The sequence below is a fragment of the Geomonas agri genome, from assembly GCF_020179605.1.
Taxonomy (GTDB): Bacteria; Desulfobacterota; Desulfuromonadia; order Geobacterales; family Geobacteraceae; genus Geomonas; species Geomonas agri.
On the sequence record NZ_JAINZO010000002.1, the window covers coordinates 1,662,496 to 1,680,554 of the forward strand.

The 18,059-nt window shown below is 63.8% G+C and carries 14 protein-coding genes; 11 read left to right on the forward strand and 3 right to left on the reverse strand.

Going from position 1 to position 18,059, the window contains the following annotated elements; all coding sequences use genetic code 11:
- Positions 1-17: 17 nt before the first annotated feature.
- Positions 18-506 (reverse strand): hypothetical protein, encoded by a 489-nt coding sequence (locus K7R21_RS18645; RefSeq protein WP_224984785.1) that lies wholly within the window; start codon positions 504-506, stop codon positions 18-20.
- A gap of 570 nt (positions 507-1,076) precedes the next feature.
- Here K7R21_RS18645 and K7R21_RS18650 point away from each other — a divergent pair.
- The 11 genes from K7R21_RS18650 (at position 1,077) to K7R21_RS18700 (ending at position 16,082) form a co-directional block, all read left to right on the forward strand.
- Entirely contained in the window at positions 1,077-3,881 is a 2,805-nt protein-coding gene (locus K7R21_RS18650; protein WP_224984786.1) for an Rne/Rng family ribonuclease, read from the forward strand.
- Positions 3,882-3,895: 14 nt separating this feature from the next.
- Positions 3,896-4,678 (forward strand): hypothetical protein, encoded by a 783-nt coding sequence (locus K7R21_RS18655; RefSeq protein WP_224984787.1) that lies wholly within the window; start codon positions 3,896-3,898, stop codon positions 4,676-4,678.
- A gap of 21 nt (positions 4,679-4,699) precedes the next feature.
- Entirely contained in the window at positions 4,700-5,074 is a 375-nt protein-coding gene (crcB, locus tag K7R21_RS18660; RefSeq protein ID WP_217285994.1) for a fluoride efflux transporter CrcB, read from the forward strand.
- A 39-nt stretch (positions 5,075-5,113) separates the two neighbouring features.
- Positions 5,114-5,491 carry a DUF190 domain-containing protein gene (locus K7R21_RS18665; RefSeq protein ID WP_224984788.1) on the forward strand — a complete coding sequence of 126 codons (378 nt, stop codon included), beginning with the start codon at positions 5,114-5,116 and terminating at the stop codon, positions 5,489-5,491.
- Between the two features lie 54 nt (positions 5,492-5,545).
- A complete protein-coding gene (locus K7R21_RS18670) occupies positions 5,546-8,236 on the forward strand; it encodes a 2-oxoglutarate dehydrogenase E1 component (RefSeq protein ID WP_224984789.1) in 2,691 nt (896 codons plus the stop codon).
- Positions 8,237-8,275: 39 nt separating this feature from the next.
- Complete coding sequence (gene odhB, locus K7R21_RS18675; protein WP_224984790.1) at positions 8,276-9,577, forward strand: 2-oxoglutarate dehydrogenase complex dihydrolipoyllysine-residue succinyltransferase; 1,302 nt, start codon at positions 8,276-8,278, stop codon at positions 9,575-9,577.
- Between the two features lie 95 nt (positions 9,578-9,672).
- Positions 9,673-11,079: a dihydrolipoyl dehydrogenase gene (gene lpdA, locus K7R21_RS18680; protein WP_224984791.1), complete on the forward strand. Its 1,407-nt coding sequence runs from the start codon at positions 9,673-9,675 to the stop codon at positions 11,077-11,079.
- 1 nt (position 11,080) lies between these two features.
- A complete protein-coding gene (gene lipB, locus K7R21_RS18685; RefSeq protein WP_224984792.1) occupies positions 11,081-11,698 on the forward strand; it encodes a lipoyl(octanoyl) transferase LipB in 618 nt (205 codons plus the stop codon).
- Between the two features lie 29 nt (positions 11,699-11,727).
- Positions 11,728-14,160, forward strand: a complete 2,433-nt coding sequence (locus tag K7R21_RS18690) for a Lon protease family protein (protein WP_224984793.1) — start codon at positions 11,728-11,730, stop codon at positions 14,158-14,160.
- Between the two features lie 218 nt (positions 14,161-14,378).
- Positions 14,379-15,248, forward strand: a complete 870-nt coding sequence (locus K7R21_RS18695; protein WP_224984794.1) for a diacylglycerol/lipid kinase family protein — start codon at positions 14,379-14,381, stop codon at positions 15,246-15,248.
- Positions 15,249-15,362: 114 nt separating this feature from the next.
- Complete coding sequence (locus K7R21_RS18700) at positions 15,363-16,082, forward strand: response regulator (protein ID WP_224984795.1); 720 nt, start codon at positions 15,363-15,365, stop codon at positions 16,080-16,082.
- Here the strand turns inward: K7R21_RS18700 and K7R21_RS18705 are convergent.
- Positions 16,079-17,128, reverse strand: a complete 1,050-nt coding sequence (locus tag K7R21_RS18705; protein WP_224984796.1) for a TIGR04283 family arsenosugar biosynthesis glycosyltransferase — start codon at positions 17,126-17,128, stop codon at positions 16,079-16,081. The genes K7R21_RS18700 and K7R21_RS18705 overlap by 4 nt on opposite strands.
- Entirely contained in the window at positions 17,118-18,059 is a 942-nt protein-coding gene (locus K7R21_RS18710; RefSeq protein WP_224984797.1) for a chemotaxis protein CheV, read from the reverse strand. The genes K7R21_RS18705 and K7R21_RS18710 overlap by 11 nt, the downstream gene beginning before the upstream one ends.

The window sequence follows — 18,059 nt, forward strand, 5'->3', positions numbered from 1 at the left end:
CTCCTTGTGGATCCTCTTCAGGCCTCGAATCTCTGTTCCAGTTCTGATCTGAACTGGTCCATGTCGATTCCCTTCAACCTGATCAGGTCTTTCATCACGGGATCGAGCATGGCGTTGGCGGTGTTCAGCGCCGCCCTTTTGGTGCGGATTTCCCGAAGCGCCCTGTCGCGCCCCTCGTTGGTCAGCAAAAGGTCGGAGCGCTCGTTGTAGAAACGGTGGATCAGGAAGTTGCGGGCCTTGAGCGCCTTTCTGAGCTCGCGCACCGACTCGTCGGTAAAGCCCACCTTCTGCTTGATCTCCTCCATGAGGCGCCCCATGGTCTGGGCCCCCAGCGTTTCCATGGAGCCACGGAACTGATCCTCGGTCAGATCGCCGTCGCTCAGGTCGATCAGGAGCGTCACGATGAAGGAGATGTAGAGCTCGATCCTCTGGCAGTCCTGGACAGCCGCCCCCATTTCCAGGTAGATGGGGTTCAGTGCGCTGAGGTCGATGGTGGTTTCCTGCATGGCGATACCTTTTGGCGTGTTCCGGCCGGAAGCGGTCGAGTGATGGAATGACATAGCATAATTATTGAGCACCATAAACAGGTATTTGCGGGAGGTGAGCTGGTGGCGGAGGTGGCGGGGGCGTGCTTGCCCGGATGATGGCATCATCGGTACCGTCATTTCCCCGCCGTCACCGGCACAGCGTATATGTCGATAGATTCCTGCCGTGACGGCACCAGGCGCAACTGGTGCTGTCGTGGTAACTGCTTGAATGGGCGTGGCTTTTCATGTGTCTTGTTGCCGTCGCGTCCTCATGTGCTACCTGCGGCTGTCCCGCCCAACGGCGGCGGGAGAGAACTGTGCCGCACAATGCCGCGTGGTCACTATGCTTTTTTATGGTGCGGGAGAAAAAATCTCTGCTATAATCACTCGGTTTTCATTAACCTTGCCAGCCCCGATTCCTCATCGGGGATGCATATAGAGAAGACACGACCGGCCTATGCCGGCGTGACCACAAACTGGGCGCGGAAGGTGCCTCGGTCCCGAGTTGACCGGCCCCGCAGCCCCTAAAGGAAAGGGAACAACGCATATATGTCAAAGAAGATGCTGATCAATGCGCTTCATGCTGAAGAGGCGCGGGTGGCGATCGTTGAGGATGGCCGCCTGGTGGACCTGGATGTCGAGATCGCCGGCAACGAACAAACGCGCGGCAATATCTACAAAGGGGTGGTGGTCCGTGTTGAGCAGGGACTGCAGGCCGCCTTCGTGGATATCGGGCTCAAGAAGCTGGGCTTTTTGCAGATGGGTGAACTGCACCCGGAAAACTGGAAGTGGCGTGACGACATCCCCGAGGAGCAGCGTCACCGCCGCCCGCGCATCCAGGAGGTGCTGAGAAGGGGGCAGGAACTGATCGTCCAGGTGGAGAAGGGGGAGCGCGACAACAAGGGCTCGGCGCTCACCACCTACGTCTCGCTGCCGGGGCGCTACATGGTGCTCATGCCGGGAAGCGACTCGGCCGGCATATCCCGCAAGGTGGAAGCCGAAGGGGAGCGTAAGAAACTCAAGGAAATCATTGCGGAGATGACCATCCCGGAAGGGTACGGCTACATCATCCGCACCGAGGCCATGGGGCGCACCCGCGAGGAACTGCAGAAGGACCTGGACAACCTGGTCGCGCTGTACGAGGGGATCCGCGAGAAGGGCACGGCCATGAAGGGTGCCGGCATGATCTACCAGGAGTCTGCGCTGATCATCCGCACCATCCGCGACTACTTCTCCGCCGATATCGACGAGGTCCTGGTCGACAGCAAGGACGTGTTTAAGGACGTGCGCGAGGCACTGAAGGAAATCGATCCCGCCTTTGAGAAGCTGGTGAAGATGCATCAGGAGAAGCGTCCCATCTTCTCCCGCTACCAGCTGGAAGAGCAGATTGACCTGATCTACGAGAAGAAGGTGCCGCTCAAGTCCGGGGGCTCCATCTTCATCGAACCCACCGAGGCGCTGGTCTCCATCGACGTCAACTCCGGCAAGTCAACCGGCGAGAAGGGGGTCGAGGACACGGCGTTCAAGACCAACCTGGAGGCTGCCGAGGAGGCGGCGCGTCAGCTTCGTCTGCGTGACTTGGGCGGACTCATCGTTATCGACTTCATCGACATGCGTGACAGAAAGCACAACGCCGAGGTGGAGAAGACCCTCAAAAACGCACTCAAGGCGGACAAGGCGCGGGTCAACGTGGCGCGCATCTCGGAGTTCGGGCTCCTGGAGATGTCCCGCCAGCGCATCCGCCAGACCCTGAACCAGGCCAGCACGCTGGAATGCCCCCACTGTGACGGCAGGGGGAAAGTGAAGTCGGTCGAGGCGATGGCCCTTTCCTTCCTGAGAAAGGTGCATGCCGCTGCCGCCAAGGGGACCATCGGCGAGGTGGTGGGGAGCCTGCCGCTCGAGGTCGCCTACTACCTGTTGAACCGCAAGCGCCACGAGCTTTCCCAGATCGAGAACGACTACGACATCGAGGTTACGGTCAAGGGTAAGCCGTCCTACCTGCTGAACCAGATGGAGCTGGAACTGGTCAAGCGGGAGAAGCTGCCGCAAGAGGACCTGCCGCCGGAAAAATCGCTCCAGGGGAAGGCGCCGGCCAAGGAAGAACAGCCGGCCGCGGAGCCCGCCGACGGGCGCAAGAAAAAGAAAAAAGGGAAGAAGGCCCAGGAGCCGGAGGCCGGAGCGCATGCCACCGAAGCTGCTCCGGCCGCAGCACCCGCTCCGGCCGAGGAGCCTGCCGGCGCCGTGCACGCTGCTACGCCGGAGGGGGAGCCGGAGGAGCACAAGAAGAAGCGCCGGCGCAAGCGCAAGCGGGGCAAGGGTGGAGCCGCCGAGGGGGGTGCCGAGCACGCCGCTGCCGAGGCGACCGCCGAGCTTTCCGGTGCAGCTCCCGCCGAACTGCCCGAGCCGGGCGCGGTGATGGAGCAGCCTGTTGCGCACGGCGCTGAGCAGGCACACCCTGAAGGTGGCGAAGAGGTGAAGAAGAAGCGCCGCCGCAAGAGACGGCGCGGCAAAGGTGGCCACGATACGCACGCGGCAGAGCTGGCGCAGGGCGAGGTGCCGCAGGTTGCCGCAGCACCGGTTGAGGTCGTGCCGACTGCCGAGGGTGCTGCCCCGGCAGGAGAGAGCGCCGAGAAGAAGCCTGCCCGCAAGAGACGTGGGCGCGGCAAGGGAGCCGTAGCCGAGGGTGCGCCCGATGCAGCGGTTGCCAGCGTGGCGGCTCACGGCGCCCAGGCAGAGGCGCCCGCAGCACAGCCGTCGCTGTCGGCGGACTCCGCCCCTGTAGGGAGCGCGAAGCCGGAGAAGAAAGCCCGCACTCCGCGCAAGGCAAAGGCTGCCGCCGCAGCACCGGAAGCACCGGTGGCACCGGCCGCGCCCGCTGCCGCACCGGCTGTCGAGCCTGCCGCGGTCGAGAACAAACCGGCGTCGGCGAAGAAGAAAAACATCGCCAAGCCTGCGGCCGCAGGGGCGCCGGCAGCGGCTCCCGCCGTGGCCGCCGCAACCCCGGCTGCACAGCCCAAGGCTGCCAAAGCTGGCAGGAAACCCAAGGCAGCCAAAGACGCGCAAGGGGCGGAGCCCAAGGCCAGGGACGCCCAACCGGTCCAGGCCCCGGCAGAGCCGAAAAAAGCCAAGGCGGCCAAAGAGCCGAAGCCTGCTAAGGCCGTCAAAGAGCCGAAGGCTCCTAAGGCAGCGAAGGCGTCCAAGGACTCCGGCGCGGGCGCTCCCGCTGCCGAGGCGGCCCCGGCCAAGGAGAAAGCTCCCGCCAAGCGCGCCAGGAAAGCGGCGGAGCCTGCCGCAGCGGCCGAGGAGAAGCCCAAGAAGCCGCGGGCCCCGCGCAAGAAGAAAGAAGAAGCTTAGATCGCGAGGATGCAATGAGGACACTCCTGTTCACCGTCATCGTCCTTTGCTGTGCCCTCCCTGCCGTGGCGGGAACGCTTGAAGAGCTGACGCCGTATTTTGCAACGCAGTACTTCACCTGGCAGGAAAGCATTAACGGCAGGCGCCTGTTGAAGGAAGAGGGTCCCCTCTTCTCCGCTGGGGTCCGGGTGGGCGCTGTCACCGATAGAGCCTTCACCCTGAGGGCAAAGGGAGAGCTGTTCGGCTCGGAGGTCCGCTACCGCGGGGAAACCCAAGCCCCCGACTCGGCCCCGGTACATACCCGGGTTACCTACCTCGGCACCAGCGGTGAGGCAGACTTCGGGTACCGGCTCCGCTCCGCGGCCGGCGACCTGGAGCCGTTCGGCGGCATCGGCTACCGCTACTGGCTAAGGGACCTGCAGGACTCCAACACCCCTGATGGTACCCGGGTCTCCGGCTATACCGAGACCTGGACCATGGGCTACACACGGGTGGGAGCCCGCGCCGCGACCGCTGCGGGCGGGGTGAAACTGACCGCCTGCGGCGGCGCCAAGTATCCCTTCTACGTGGGCAATACCGTCGATTTCGCCGGCAGCGGCGATACCACCTTCCGTCCCAAGGGAAGGTGGAGCGGGTTTGCCGAGGCAGGCGCCCGCTATCGCTCCTTGAGCATGAACCTCTTCTACGAAGGGTTCCGCTTCCACCAGTCCGATCTCAAGATGGTACAGGGGACCGCGTACTTCCAGCCCGACTCATCCTCCGACATCTTCGGGATGAGGGTGGGCTGGACCTTCTAGCTTCCGCCACTACGGTATTTCATGGAGCAGGCAATCTACATAGCCCTTCTGGGCGCGCTGGGCTGCTTGTCGCGCTATTTTCTCTCCGGTTTCGTGTACCGGGTCTGCGGCAACGCCTTTCCCTATGGCACCCTTGCCGTCAACGTGATCGGCGCTTTCCTGATCGGGCTCATCATGGAGTTCTCCATCAGGAGCGCCCTCGTCCCCCCCACACTTCGTTTCGCCCTCACCGTGGGCTTTCTCGGCGGGCTTACCACATTCTCCACCTTCAGCCTGGAAACCTTCCGCCTCATCGAGGAGGGAGCGCTGCTGCTCGCCTTTGCCAACATCATGCTGAGCGTAGTGTCCTGCCTTGCCTGCACCTGGCTGGGCATCATGGTGGCGCGCTGGCTGTAGCTTGCCGCATTTCAATACCTTTCTGCCAAGGAGCGACATATGAAGGACAGGGACATGAGCCAGGAGAATGACAGGAAAGGGATGCTCGGTGAGCAGGTGCTGCTCAGGATCTTCATTGGAGAGCGGGACAAGTACAGGCACATCCCGCTCTACGAGGCGCTGGTGGAACTGTTCCGCACCGAGGGCTTTGCCGGCGCCACCGTGCTGCGCGGCGTGGCCGGGTTCGGCGCGCACAGCATGTACCACACCGACCGGCTGCTGAGGCTCTCCACCGACCTCCCCATGGTGATCGAGGTAGTCGACGAGAGGGCACGCGTTGAGGCGGTGCTCCCCACCGTGGAGGAGATGATGGACGGTGGCATGATCACCCTGGAAAAGGTGCAGGTCTGGCGCTACGCAAAGAAACGCTCAGCTTGAAAGGACGAACCCATCTGCTACACTCTCACCTTGTTCATGAAAAGGAGCGGATAGATGGGCATATTAGAAAACCTGACCCCCCAGTGGATTGAGAGTCAGTACGAGCTGTGGAAACAGGACCCGCAGCAGCTTTCCGAGGAGTGGCGCGCATTCTTCACCGGCTTCGAGCTGGCGGAGGGGGGAGCTGCCAGCGCCGCGGCACCTGTGGGTGGTGACGAAGCGCTGAAACAGTCCGGAGTCCAGTCACTCATTTACCGTTACCGGGACATAGGGCACCTCCTCGCCTGTACCGATCCCCTTTCCCCCTGCCAGATCGAGCATCCTCTGCTCTCCCTTTCGGCCTTCGGGTTGGAGCCCGCCGACCTCGACAAGACTTTCGTTACCAGGCGCTTCATGAGAAGAAGCGCGACCCTCAAGGAGATCCTGCAGGTGCTGCGCAGCACCTATTGCGGCTCGGTGGGCGTCGAGTTCATGTACCTCCAGGACCCGGACGAGCGCCAATGGCTCATCGACCGTATGGAACCCGGCGGCAACCGCGGCTTCTTCACACCGGAGCAGCGCCTCTTGCTGCTGAAAAAACTGAAGGAAGCAGCCCTCTTCGAGCGCGAGCTGCACAAGAGGTTCCCCGGACAGACCAGGTTCTCCCTCGAGGGGGGCGATATCCTGATTCCCATGCTCGATGCCGCCGTAACCAAGGCCGCTTCGCTGGGCGTCACCGACGTCGTCTTCGGCATGCCGCATCGCGGCCGCCTGAATGTCCTGTGCAACATCTTCGGGATGCCTTACGAGAATATGTTCGCGGAGTTCGCCGACAACGCGGAGTACGGTGTGGTGGGCGAGGGGGATGTGAAGTACCACAAGGGCTTCTCGGTTGACCTCCCTGTCGATGCGGGCGGAACCGTGCATCTCACCCTCACCTCCAACCCGAGCCACCTGGAGGCGATCGACCCGGTGGTGCAGGGGAAATGCCGTGCCCGGCAGGACCGTATCGGCGAAGAAGGGGAGGTGCGGGTGCTGCCGCTGCTGATCCACGGCGATGCTGCATTCTCAGGCCAGGGAGTAGTCGCCGAGACGCTGAACCTCTCGCAGTTGGCCGGGTACCGGACCGGCGGCACCCTCCACATCGTGCTCAACAACCAGATCGGCTTCACCACCAGCGCCGCCGATGCCCGTTCCAGCCACTACGCCACCGACGTCGCCAAGATGGTCCAGGCACCGGTGTTCCACGTCTACGGCGACGACGCCGAGGCCGTGGTGCATGTCACCGAACTCGCCGTCGCCTACCGGGACCGCTACCGCAAGGACGTCGTGGTGGAAGTGATCTGCTACCGCCGGCACGGGCACAACGAAGGGGACGAGCCCTACTTCACCCAGCCGCTCATGTACCAGCAGATCAAGCTCCGCCCGCAACTGCACTCCCTCTACGAGATGGAACTGCTTGGAGAAGGGGTCCCCGAGGAGGAGTTGAAGTCGATCGAGAATGAGGTGGTGCAGCGCCTGGCTCAGGCGGGCGAACGGCAGGCCGCGCCGGTCGAATCGGCGTTCCTTGCCCGCTGGAGCGGTATGAAGCCCGGCGTTGCCAAGGTTGCCGTCCCGACCGCCGTCGCCGCTGCGACCCTTTTGGAGCTCTCCGAGCAGCTCGCGCGGATCCCTGAAGGATTCCAGCCGCACCCAAAGGTGGCCGCCGTGCTGCAGAAGCGCCGCGACGCCGTCATCAAGGGCGGGCCGCTCGACTGGGGTAACGTCGAGACCCTCGCCTACGCCTCGCTTCTATCCACCGGCGTCTCGATCCGCCTTTCCGGCCAGGACGTCCGCCGCGGCACCTTCAGCCACCGCCACTCGACGCTCTTCGACCAGCAGACCGGTGAGACCTACCTGCCGCTGTGCAGCGTGCTGGACAAGGGGGCGCGCTTCTGCGCCTTCGACAGCATGCTGGCCGAGTTTTCGGTGCTCGGTTTCGAGTACGGCTACTCGTTAGAGGCCCCCGACGCGCTCACCATCTGGGAGGCGCAGTACGGGGACTTTGTCAACGGCGCCCAGGTAATCATCGACCAGTTCCTGGTGAGTGGCGAGGCCAAGTGGGAGCGCTCCAGCGGCCTGGTCCTTATGCTGCCGCACGGCTACGAAGGGCAGGGGGCGGAGCACTCCAGCGCCCGCATCGAGCGCTTCCTCGAACTTGCCGCGGCCGGGAACATCCAGGTGGTCTACCCCACCACGCCCGCCCAACTTTTCCACGTGCTGCGCCGCCAGATGCTGCAGCCCTTCCGCAAGCCGCTGGTCCTGTTCACCCCGAAGAGCCTGCTGCGCCATCCCGACTGCGTCTCCCGCCTGGAGGAACTCAGTTCCGGCACCTTCCGCGAGGTCATCGCTGAGCCCGCCGTGGGGGAGTCGGTGCGCCAGGTGATCCTCTGCAGCGGCAAGATCTATTACGACCTGCTAGGGCGGATCAGGAAGGACCAGCTGCAGGGGCATGCCCTGCTGCGGATCGAGCAGCTCCATCCGCTTCCCGTCGAACAGTTGCGGGACGAGTTGCAGCGCTACCCGGCCGGCGCCCGTTTCACCTGGGTGCAGGAGGAACCGCGCAACATGGGGGCGTGGCGTTTCATCCACGAGCCCCTCTGCGAACTCTTGGGGACGGTACCGAGGTACGTCGGGCGTCCCGATGCCGCAGCGCCCGCCTCCGGCTCGCACCGCCTGGACCGCGTTGAGCAGGAGCGCATCGTGGACGAAGCACTGAAAATCTGAAAAATACGTCGAACGGCTTTTAAAAGAAGGGAGAAGCACATGGATATCAAGGTGCCCGCGGTCGGCGAGTCGGTGTACGAGGCGGTAATCGCCAGGTGGCTCAAGAAAAATGGAGACGTGGTCTCCAAGGACGAGGCCCTCTGCGAGATCGAGACCGACAAGATCACCCTCGAAGTCACTTCGGAGGCGGACGGTGTCTTGAGCATCACCGTAGCGGAGGGAGAAACGGTGAAGATCGGTGCCGTCATCGGCAGCATCGACGCCCGCGGCCAGGATGCCCAAGCCGCCCAGGGAGGAACCGACAGCGCCGCTGCCGCGAAGCCTGCCGGCAAACCTGCCGCAAAGCCCGAGGTCAAACCTGAGACCAAGCCGGGGACGGCCGCTCCCATGTCCCCCTCGGGTCGAAAGCTGGCGCGCGAGCTGGGGGTCGAGCCGACTGCCGTCCAGGGCAGCGGGCGCGGCGGTCGCATCACCAACGAAGATGTCATCAAGGCACAAGGCGCAAGGGCGGATGCCGCTGAACCCGCCAAAGCTCCCACGGCACCGGCTGCTCCGGCCGCACCCGCCGCTACCCCCAAACCGGCCGCGATGCCCGAACCCGCTCAACAGCCCAAGGCTGCCGCGCCGCCGGTCGACCAATCCGGGCGCGTGCTGCGCAAGCCCATGTCGCAGATAAGAAAGCGGATCGCCGAGCGCCTGGTCTCGGTGCGCCAGCACACCGCCATGCTTACCACCTTCAACGAAGTGGACATGAGCGAGGTGATCAAACTCAGGAAAAAGCACGGCGAGCACTTTCAGAAGCGCCATGACGTCAAACTCGGTTTCATGTCGCTCTTCGTGCGCGCCTGCTGCGCCGCCCTACAGGAGTTCCCTGACGTCAACGCCAGCATCGACGGCGATGACATCGTCTACCACAACTACTGTGACGTCGGCATCGCGGTGGGGAGCGAGCGCGGACTGGTGGTGCCGGTACTGCGGAGCGCCGAGAAACTGAGCCTTGCGCAGATCGAGCAGTCCATCGCCGGCTTTGCCGAGAAGGTCCGCACCAACCGCATCGCCCTTGCCGACCTCGAAGGGGGGACTTTCACCATCTCCAACGGCGGCATCTACGGTTCCATGCTCTCCACCCCCATCCTCAACCCGCCCCAGTCCGGCGTGCTCGGCATGCACAACATCCAGGAGCGCGCGGTGGTGGTGGACGGTCAAGTGGTGGTCCGCCCCATGATGTACCTCGCCCTTTCTTACGATCACCGCATCGTTGACGGCCAGGGTGCGGTCGGGTTCCTGAAGCGGGTCAAGGAATACATCGAAGATCCTGAAGAGATGTTGCTGGAGTGCTAGGAGCAATCATCCCCCGCATGCCCCTCTCCCTCCGGGAGAGGGAGGAAAACAGCACTAAACGGAAGAGGACTCGATTCAACGTCTGGAGGGAAAAGATGTCCGAAGAAACTTTTGATCTCATCGTCATCGGCGCCGGCCCCGGCGGTTACGTCGCCGCCATCAGGGGCGCGCAACTGGGCATGAAGGTGGCCGTGGTGGAAAAGCGCGGCTCCTTGGGTGGCGTCTGCCTGAACGAAGGGTGCATCCCCAGCAAGGCGCTCCTCGATTCCAGCGAACTCTATCACCTTGCCAAGGACCGCTTCGCTGCCCACGGCATCGAGGTGCAGCCGCCGAGGCTCAACCTCGGCCAGATGATGGCGCGCAAGGAGGACGTGGTCAAAAAGCTCACCGATGGCATTGCCTTCCTGTTCAAGAAAAACAAGATCGTCAGCTTCCTCGGCACCGCCACGCTGCTCTCCCCCGAGAGCGGCACGCACCGGGTGGAAGTAAAAGGCGAGGAGACCAAGGTCATCACCGGCAAGAAGGTGGTCCTCGCCACCGGTAGCGAAGCAGTGCAGATCCCGACCCTCCCCTTCGACGGTGAGTCGGTGGTCACCGCCCGCGAGGCGCTCTCTTTCCCGGCGGTCCCGGAGCATCTCCTGGTCGTGGGGGGCGGCTACATCGGCCTTGAACTCGGTTCGGTCTGGCTGCGCCTGGGCGCCAAGGTGACCGTGGTGGAACTCCTCCCCCGGCTCGTCGCCGGCAGCGACGGCCAAGTCGCCGAGGCGCTGCTGCGTTCCCTGAAAAAACAGGGTATGACCTTCATGCTGGGCGCCAAGGTGACCGGCGTGGAAAAGAAGGGCGGCAAACTCGTGGCGCGCGTCGAGGGCGAGAGCGAGACCCAGGAGATCTCCTGCGACAAAGTGCTCGTGGCGGTCGGGCGCAGGCCGCTCACTGCCGGGCTGAACCTCGAGGGGCTCGGCGTCGTCATGGACGGCAGCCGCATCCGCGTCGATGCCGACTACGCCACCAACGTCCCCGGGATCTACGCCATCGGCGACCTAATCGCGGGCCCCATGCTGGCGCACAAGGCGATGGAAGAGGGGGCTGTCTGCGTGGAAAGGATGCACGGCGAGCCGAGCCAGGTCGATTACGGCTGCATCCCCGGCGTCTGCTACACCTGGCCCGAGGCGGCCTCGGTGGGCAAAACCGAGGAGGCGCTCAAGGAAGAGGGGATCGCCTACAAGACCGGCAAGTTCAGCTTCATCGCCAACGGCCGCGCCAAGTGCATGGACGAGACCGAGGGGTTCGTGAAACTCCTTACCGAGGCGGAAGGGGGGCGGCTGCTCGGCGTGCACATCCTCGGTCCGCGCGCCTCGGACATGATCGCCGAGGCGGTAACCGTGATGGCCTTCGGCGGCAGCGGCGAAGATATCGCCCTCACCGTGCACGGCCATCCCACCCTCTCCGAGGTGATGAAGGAGGCGGCGCTCGACTTGGACAAGCGCGCCATCCACGGCTGACATGGTCGTACGCGATGCCGGTCTGATCGAATACCGCGAGGCGCTCGCGCTGCAGGAGAGCCTGGTCCTCGAGGTACAACAGGGAGGGGCGGAGACGCTGCTCCTGCTGGAACACCATCCCGTCTATACCATCGGCGCCGGGGGCAATCCCGGCAACGTCCTCGATCCGGGGATAGAGGCGCATCGCGTCAATCGCGGCGGTGATGTCACCTACCACGGACTGGGGCAACTGGTGGGGTATCCCATTCTCGACCTGGGGCGGCGCGGGCGCGACCTGCACCGCTACCTTCGTTTTTTGGAGCAGTTCCTGGTGGAGCTCTGCGGCAGCTTAGGCGTCGCAGGCTTCACCGTTGCTGGCAAGACCGGCGTCTGGACCGCCCACGGCAAGATCGCCGCCATCGGCGTCGGCGTCAGGCGCTGGGTCTCCATGCACGGCTTCTCGCTCAACGCCGCTGCAGACGTGTCAGCTTTTGGTAATATCAACCCCTGCGGCATGCCCGAGTGCCGCATCACCTCGCTCACCCTTGAGCGTCGGCAGGAGATCACCGTAAAGGAATTGAAAGCCTTGGCCGGAGAACGGTTCGCAGCCATGCTCGAATCGCACCTGCCGCGCAGTTAACCGTTGCAGTTGCTCGCAAGGAGGCTCCCATGTCCGAAACCGATTGCCGAGTCCCCGTAGAGAAGCTCCGCTGGGTTTGCGACCCCGCCCTCTTCAATTTCAAAACCACCGAAGACATAGCCGGTCTGGAAGGCAACATAAGCCAGGATCGGGCCCTCGCCGCCATCGAATTCGGCCTGGGCATGTCCAACAACGGCTTCAATATCTACCTCGCCGGTGACCCCGGCACCGGGAGGACTTCCACCATCCGGCAGATACTGAAGAGGTTCGTCAAGGGCACCTGTCCCCCCAGCGACTGGTGTTATGTCAACAACTTCCACACCCCGGATGCGCCACTGGCCATCGCACTCCCCGCCGGGATGGGACGCGGCTTCGCGGCGGATATGCGCGAGCTTTTGGACTACATGCGCGCCAACGTCCCCACCGCCCTGGAGAGCAAGGAGTACGAGACCAACCGCGTCGGCATCATCGAGCGCTTCCAGGAGCGCAACGGCGAGATCTTCTCCGACCTAGAGCAGGAGGCGGGAGAGAAGGGGTTCGCATTGCAGCGTACCGTTTCGGGGCTGGTGATCGTGCCCCAGAAGGAAGGGCGCAACTTCACCCAGGAGGAGTACGAGGCGCTCGAGAAGGATGAGCGGGACAAGCTGGACACGGTGGGGCGCGAGCTGACCGAGAAGCTGAACGACGCGTTGCGCCAAGTGCGCGAGAACGAGAAGGCGCTCAGGGACGCCCTGGCGCAGCTGGACCGGGAGTTGGGGCTGTCGGCCGTGGGGCACCACCTGAACCCGCTCAAGGAGAAGTACCAGGGCTTCGCCAAGATCCTGCAGTACCTGGAAGACGTCCAGGAGGACCTGCTCCTGAATCTGGAGGACTTCAAGCCTCAGGTCGCCCCGCCGCAGATCCCCGGACTCAAGATCCCCAAGCAGGAGCCGACCTTCGAGCGCTACGAGGTGAACGTCCTGGTGGAGAACAACCCGGACAACGGTGCCCCCATCGTCTTCGAGTCCAACCCGACCTACAACAACCTGTTCGGGCGCATCGAGAACATCATGCAGATGGGAGGGATGGCCACCACCAACTTCACCCTGATCAAGCCCGGCGCCCTGCACCGCGCCAACGGCGGCTACCTGATCCTGGACGCGCGCGAGGTGATGATCAACCCGTTCGCCTGGGAATCGCTCAAGCGCTGCATCAGGAACACGGAGATCAAGATTGAGGACGTCCTGGAGCAGTACCGCTTCATGACCGTGGTCTCGCTCAAGCCAGAGCCGATTCCGCTCAACGCCAAGATCATCATGATCGGCTCGCTCTGGATCTACTATCTACTCTTCTACCTTGAGCCCGACTACCGCAAGTTCTTCAAGGTTAAGGCCGACTTCGACAGCCAGATCAACCGCACCCCCGACGTGATGCAGGATTACGCGCTGTTCGTCGCCGCCCATTGTTCCAAGGAGGGGCTGCTCCCCTTCGACCCCACCGGCGTCGCGGCGCTCTTGGAGCACGCCTCGCGCCTGGTCGAAGACCAGGACCGGCTCTCCTCCCAGTTCATGGAACTTTCGGACCTGATCCGCGAGTCGAGCTTCTGGGCCACCAGGGAGGGGGCGCAGGTCGTGGACCGCGGCTGGGTCAAGAGGGCCATCCAGGAGAAGACCTATCGCTCCAACCGCATCGAGGAAAGGATCCACGAGTACCTGGCGCAGGGGATCATCCTGTGCGACACCAAGGGGAGCGTGGTGGGGCAGATCAACGGCCTCTCCGTGATCACCATGGGGGACTACACCTTTGGCAGGCCCTCCCGGCTCACCATCCGCGTCTCCCAGGGGCGTGCCGGTATGGTCAACATCGAGCGCGAGGTGAAGCTCTCCGGCCCGATCCACGACAAGGGGGTGCTGATCCTGACCGGCTACCTGGCCGGCAAGTTCGGGCAGGATCAGCCGCTCTCCTTCTCCGCCCACATCTGTTTCGAACAGTCCTACGAGGGGGTCGAGGGGGACAGCGCCTCTTCGGCCGAACTCTACGGGCTCCTCTCCGCCTTCTCGGGGCTACCCATCAGGCAGGGAATCGCCGTCACCGGCAGCGTTAACCAGCACGGGCAGATCCAACCCATCGGCGGGGTGAACTACAAGATCGAGGGATTCTTCGCGGTGTGCAAGGCCAAGGGGCTGACCGGGGACCAGGGAGTGATCATCCCCAAGATCAACGAGCACAACCTGATGCTGAACGACGAGGTGGTGCAGGCTGTGTCTGACGGGATGTTCCATATCTGGAGTGTGTCGCAGGTCGAGGAGGGGATCGAGATCCTGACCGGCGTGCCAGCCGGCATGCCGGGCGAGGACGGCAGCTATCCCGATGGGACTGTTAACTTCCTGGTGCACAAGAAGCTCAAGACCATGCTGGACAACATGCGCAAGCTGATGCAGGACAAGGAAGGGAAGGACGAGCCGGTGAAGATGCTGGAATAACCCTTGCCCACAAGCTCCTCCCCCCGGAGGGGGGAGGCCGGGAGGGGGGGAGCTCGATAGAGCGCAAATGGACGCCCTTTTCCTAACCCTCCCCCTCCGGGGGAGGGGATAAAGCTAAAACTGTTGTAACGTTGCCTCCTTTTTGTTACTTTCCGAGGGCCGCGACTGCGGCCCTTGCCATTCCCGCGTTTCCTGCACCGCATCAAAGAGGTGACCGTTTGTCCAGACGCTGTTTCCTGATCGTGAACCCCACCTCGGGGACCTACTCCCAGCAAAAAGTTGACGGCATCATGGCCGGGCTCGCCGAGCGCGGCCTCGCTCCGGAGCTTCTTCCCACCCAAAGCGCCGCCGACCCGGCCCGCTTCGCCGCAAGGATCTGCGCCGAAGAGAGCGAGCCCCTGATCGTGGTGGCCGGGGGGGATGGCACCATCAATGGTGTCTTGAACGGCCTGGTCCCCGGAACCGCCACCCTCGGCGTGGTCCCCCTGGGCACCTCCAACGTGCTGGCGCGCGAGCTGGAGATCGATTCCGTCGACGATGCCCTGGACCGCCTGGACCGCGGCGAGACCCGCCCCATATCCGTTGGCGAGATCGAGCGTGGCGGGGAGCGCAGGCGCTTCCTGCTCATGGCCGGGGCCGGCTTCGACGGGGCCGTGGTGCGCGACGTGCGGCTTTCGGAGAAAAAGACCTTTGGAAAAGGCGCCTATGTGCTGTCGGCGCTGCGCACGCTCTGGCACTGGGACGGTTCGCAACTGTCGGTGACCGGAGGCGGCAGGAGCGTCTCCTGTCACGGCGTGATCGTCTGCAACGCCTCCAAGTACGGCGGCAACTTCGTGCTCGCTCCCGAGGCCGACCTCTTCGCCCCCGGCTTCCAGGTGCTTTGCATCTCCGGAGGGCGGCTGGCCTACCTGGGGCTCGCCCTGGGGCTTTTGAACGGCACCGCCATCTATAGCAGCCACGTCACCTCCTTCAGCGCCGCCTCCCTGGAGATCACCGGGGAGAAGGCGGTGCAGCTGGATGGAGACTACGTCTGCCCGACACCGCTTGTTGTCCGGACCGTCCCGGAACTGGTGCGGTTGGTGGTGTGATATACCCTACTTTTCCCGTTGACAAAGCCGACCCGATATTTATTAATGTGCGGGTGCAACCCGTTCGGCATCATCCCGCGTGAACCGTCTTTTACTACCTGAGTGGGGGGAGTGGTGGCTAAACCTAAGATTATGTTGGTGGACGATACCAAGCTGATTCTGGAACTGGAGAAGAGCTTTCTCAAGGTATCCCATGTTGACGTGATTACCGCCGGCGACGGCGTAGAGGCCCTGGAGCTGGTCCGCAAGGATCCTCCCGACCTCGTCTTCATGGATGTCAACATGCCGCTCATGGACGGCATCACCTGCTGCAGGCTCTTGAAGAGCGATCCCTTCCTTGCCGCCATCCCCGTCGTCATGCTCACCACCCTCGGCAACGACGAGGACCGCCAGCGCGCACAGCGGGCGGGGTGTGACGACTTCCTCACCAAGCCCGTCGACCGTCGCCTCTTCCTCGACATGGCCCGCAAGTACACCGACGCCGTGGACCGGCGCGAGGTGCGCATCCCCTGCCAGATCCCGGTGCTGTTCCTCCTCGGTAACACCCCGGTCAGCGCCCATGCCCTCGACATCGGCGACGGCGGCCTCTTCCTTGCCAGCCGCGAGGAGGTGCTTCAAAACCAGGAGTTAAGACTTGCCCTCTTTCTGGAGACCGAGCAGGCGCCGCTGTTGGAACTGAAGGGAAGGGTGGCCTGGGTGAACCAGGAGGGGAAACGGGTGCATGCCGGGCTCCCCACCGGGTTCGGGGTCGAGTTCCTGGAGCCGGCACAGTGGCAAGCGGAAGAGCTGAAGAGGTTTATCGAGGCGGCGCGCGCAGCGCGCAGCGAGGGCTAGGGCGCAGCCAGAAGCGTCAGCCGGAACCAGAGCCAGGTCAGCAGGGCGGCCCCGAGGTCGCCCGCCTTATTGTCGATGACACGCCCCAGAAAGCGGTCGTAAAGCTCCAGAAACCTCCCCCCCCTCCCTGCTTCCCGTATCCCACCGGTCACCACGTCCAAAAAGAAAGGAATCTGCCAGGCGTTGCCCCGCACGTAGGCACCGGTGCGGTACCACAAGCTGCGCCGCTCTCCTTCGTCGAGTTCGCCGATGGCCCGGTGCAAAGGCTTCAGGACGGGGGCGAGTTTCAGTCGCGCCGTGGCATCCTGACTGCGGTAGCTCGTCTGCAGGCAACGGACGAGGGACAGCTGCCCGGTGTGGGCCAGGTTCATCAGTATGGCGTTGAGCGCTTGCCTGGGGAGGAGCCCTTCGGAGAGGAAACGGCGGGGCGAGGTGGTGATGCCGGCCGGCAGGAGGAGCCAGCGTCCCTCCCGCCGCACCCGCTCGGCCAGAAAGGTGTCTTCCATGAGCGGCAGCGAGGTGTCGTAGGGGCCGACCTGTGCGAAGAAATCGCGCCGGATCAGGAACCCCTGGTCGCCGTGGGTGCAGCCGGGGCGGTCCAGCGCGGCCTTGGCGCCGTAGAAACGGTACGGGAGCGGAATGCTGTCGGGGAAGTCGAAGCGCAGTGCGAAGCGTCCCGCCACCCGTCCTCCGGCGTCCTGCGCCTCATGCAGGGAGTCCAGCGCCTTCCTGAGCGCCAGCGGATCGTCGAAACTGGAGTCGATGTGCAGGAAAAGGAGTGTGTCAGCGTGGGCGGAGTCGGCGCCGCGGTTCAGCTGCCCCCCTCTCCCCTTGGTTCCCTCGAGGATGATGAGCGGGAAGGGAAGGCCGGCGCGCAGTTGCTGAGCGATAGGGAGGCTGCGGTCGCTGGACGCGCCGTCGGAGAGGATCACTTCCAGGCGTACCCCCTGCTGCCGGGCGAGTGCCGTGAGGAAGGGAGTGACGTTCCCTTCCTCGTTGTAGATCGGCACTACGACCGACAGCTCGGGGTGCGACTCATAGGGCAAGAGTATCCGCCTTCTGGACCAGGTTGGGGAGGTCCGGCTTGGTAAGGATGTCGCTGGCGCCGAGGTTGCGCCATTTCAACTTGTTGTCGTCGCTGGCCAGTGACGAGAAGATTACCACCGGCAGCCCGCCCAGGTCCGCTTCTTTCCTGATCAGGGCGGTGAGGTGCAGGCCGTCCATTCGGGGCATTTCGATGTCGGTGATGACGAGGCTCAGCAGTTCCTTGAGCGGCTGCCCGCTCTCGGCGCACTTCTGCCGTACCGCCTGCACGTGCTCCCACGCCTCCTCGCCGTTCTCCGCCTCCACCACCTTGTAGCCCGCTTCGCGCAGGGAACCGCACATAGTCCTCCTGATGAAGGCGGAGTCGTCGGCGACCAGGATGGTCCTGGCCCCGCGGTTCAGGGCAGAATGGGCCAGCATCAGGTCCTCGCCCGGTGCGGCCAGCGCCATGGTGGAGGAGAGCTCGCCGATGATCTTCTCGAAGTCGAGGATAAGGATGATCCTGTCCTCCATCTTCACCACGCCGGTGATGTTGGCGTCGTGGATAGCCTTGACCGGCGGCTCCACGTTTTCCCATGAGATCCGATAGATGCGGGAGACGGAGTGTACCTGGATGCCGACCACGATCCTGTTGAACTCGAGCACGATGACCCGATCCGCCGGGATCCCATCCGTGTTCTTGTTCAGCGAGCGGGAGAGGTCGATCAGGGTGATCACCTGGTCGCGCAGTTTGATCATGCCGCTGACGCAGGGGTGGGAGTTCACCACCTTGCGGGTCTCGGGCAGCCTGATGATCTCGCGCACCTTGGCCACATTGACGCCGAAGTAGCAGGGAATCACGTTCCCCTTGCCGTCCACCTCGTCGATCCTGAATTCGACTATTTCCAGTTCGTTGGTGCCGCTTTCCAGCAGGATCTTGTTGTTCGGTTCCAT